1 protein-coding gene is annotated in these 1,107 nt (G+C 65.6%); it reads left to right on the top strand.

Going from position 1 to position 1,107, the window contains the following annotated elements; translation table 11 throughout:
* Positions 1 to 1,107 (top strand): transketolase C-terminal domain-containing protein (locus tag Y706_RS23235; RefSeq protein ID WP_275450870.1); only part of this gene is annotated, 1,107 nt, incomplete at both ends.

Below are 1,107 nucleotides of genomic sequence, written 5' to 3'. Positions count from 1 at the left end.
TCGCACTCCGGCGTCGAGATCGGCGCCGACGGCCCCTCCCAGATGGCGTTGGAAGACCTCGCGATGATCCGGGCCGTGCATGCGTCGACCGTCCTCTACCCTGCCGACGCCACCAGCACAGCCGCCCTAGTGCAGCGCATGGCCGAAACCTCCGGCATCAGCTATCTCCGGACCACCCGCGGTGCCTACCCAGTCCTGTACAGCGCCTCCGAGCAGTTCCCGGTCGGCGGTTCCAAGCTCCTGCGGTCCTCCGGCAACGACGACGTCACCCTAGTCGGGGCAGGGGTCACCCTTCATGAAGCGCTCAAGGCAGCAGACATCCTCGACGCTGACGGAATCCACGCCCGCGTTATCGACTGCTACTCCATCAAGCCCATAGACGCAGAAACACTGCTCACCGCCGCCGGCGAGTTTCCCAGCTACACAGTGGGCGAGAAGGTCGCTACGCGAAAGGCTTACGGCGACGCTCTGGCAGCACTCGGCGGCATCGATCCCGCCGTTGTTGCCCTGGACGGCGAGGTCAGCAATTCCACCCATTCCGACGAATTCGCCAAGGCATTCCCGGGCCGGTTCTTCGAGATGTACATCGCCGAGCAGCAGCTCATCGCCGCCGCCACGGGACTGAGCATCCGGGGATATAAAGCCTTCGCCTCGACCTTCGCGGCCTTCCTCACCCGCGCCTACGACTTCATCCGCATGGGGTCCATCACGGGCGCCGATCTTCGACTGTGCGGCTCGCACTCCGGCGTCGAGATCGGCGCCGACGGCCCCTCACAGATGGCGCTGGAAGACCTCGCAATGATCCGGGCCGTGCATGCCTCGACCGTCCTCTACCCCGCCGACGCGACCAGCACAGCCGCCCTGGTGCAGCGCATGGCGGAAACCTCCGGCATCAGCTATCTCCGAACCACCCGCGGCACCTACCCCGTCCTGTACAGCGCCTCAGAGCAGTTCCCGGTCGGCGGTTCCAAGCTCCTGCGGTCCTCCGGCAACGACGACGTCACCCTCGTCGGGGCAGGGGTCACCCTTCATGAAGCGCTCAAGGCAGCAGACATCCTCGACGCTGACGGAATCCAGGCCCGCGTCATCGACTGCTACTCCATCAAG

Origin of the sequence: Arthrobacter sp. I3 (genome assembly GCF_000520575.1) — a bacterium.
In the GTDB taxonomy this organism is placed as follows: Bacteria; Actinomycetota; Actinomycetes; order Actinomycetales; family Micrococcaceae; genus Arthrobacter; species Arthrobacter humicola_A.
This window is presented reverse-complemented; position numbering and strand designations above follow the sequence as displayed.